The organism is Allorhizobium sonneratiae (genome assembly GCF_023700755.1).
Lineage (GTDB): Bacteria > Pseudomonadota > Alphaproteobacteria > Rhizobiales > Rhizobiaceae > Allorhizobium > Allorhizobium sonneratiae.
The window spans coordinates 1-1,138 of sequence record NZ_JAMKOJ010000030.1 but is presented as its reverse complement, the minus strand read 5'-3'; the positions used below and the strand labels follow the sequence as shown (position 1 = coordinate 1,138).

Sequence of the window (1,138 nt, the reverse complement as noted above, 5' to 3'; positions counted from 1 at the left end):
CGGCCACCTTCGCGGATTGCGAAGCGCAGCTTTTCTTCCATCGCGATCGGAACGATCAGCTCGACGTCAACCGTCACGTTATCACCCGGCATAACCATTTCCGTGCCTTCCGGCAGCGTCACGATGCCCGTCACGTCCGTCGTACGGAAGTAGAACTGCGGACGGTAGTTGGTGAAGAACGGCGTATGACGGCCGCCTTCTTCCTTCGTCAGGATGTAGGCTTCGGCCTTGAACTTCTTGTGCGGCTTCACAGAACCCGGCTTGCACAGGATCTGGCCACGTTCAACGCCGTCACGGTTCACACCGCGCAGCAGCGCGCCGATGTTGTCGCCAGCCTGACCCTGGTCCAGCAGCTTGCGGAACATTTCAACGCCCGTGCAGGTCGTCTTCGTCGTCGGACGGATACCGACAATCTCGATTTCCTCACCGACCTTGATGATACCACGCTCAACGCGGCCCGTAACAACCGTACCACGGCCGGAGATCGAGAACACGTCTTCGATCGGCATCAGGAACGGCTGGTCGATCGGACGCTCAGGCGTCGGAATGTAGGCGTCAACCTCTTCCATCAGCTTGCGGATTGCGTTTTCGCCGATTTCCTTGTTCGAGTCTTCCAGTGCGGCAAGAGCAGAACCCTTCACAACCGGAATGTCGTCGCCCGGGAAGTCGTAGGACGACAGAAGTTCGCGAACTTCAAGCTCGACCAGTTCCAGAAGCTCAGCGTCGTCAACCTGGTCAACCTTGTTCAGGAACACAACGATCGCCGGAACGCCAACCTGACGAGCCAGAAGGATGTGCTCGCGCGTCTGCGGCATCGGGCCGTCAGCAGCAGAGCAAACCAGGATCGCGCCGTCCATCTGTGCAGCACCGGTGATCATGTTCTTGACGTAGTCGGCGTGGCCGGGGCAGTCAACGTGAGCGTAGTGACGAGCAGCCGTCTCATACTCAACGTGCGCCGTCGAGATCGTGATACCACGAGCTTTTTCTTCCGGTGCAGCGTCGATCTGGTCATACGCCTTGAACTCGCCGAAGAACTTCGTGATTGCTGCCGTCAGAGACGTCTTGCCATGGTCAACGTGGCCGATCGTGCCAATGTTAACGTGCGGCTTATTGCGCTCAAACTTACTCTTTGCCATTT

At 58.1% G+C, this 1,138-nt stretch carries 1 protein-coding gene; it reads right to left on the bottom strand.

The features are described from left to right. Nucleotides 1–1,136: elongation factor Tu (gene tuf / locus NAC44_RS21125; RefSeq protein ID WP_250943632.1), on the bottom strand; the 1,136-nt coding region annotated here is incomplete at its 3' end. Between the last annotated feature and the right edge of the window lie 2 nt (nt 1,137–1,138).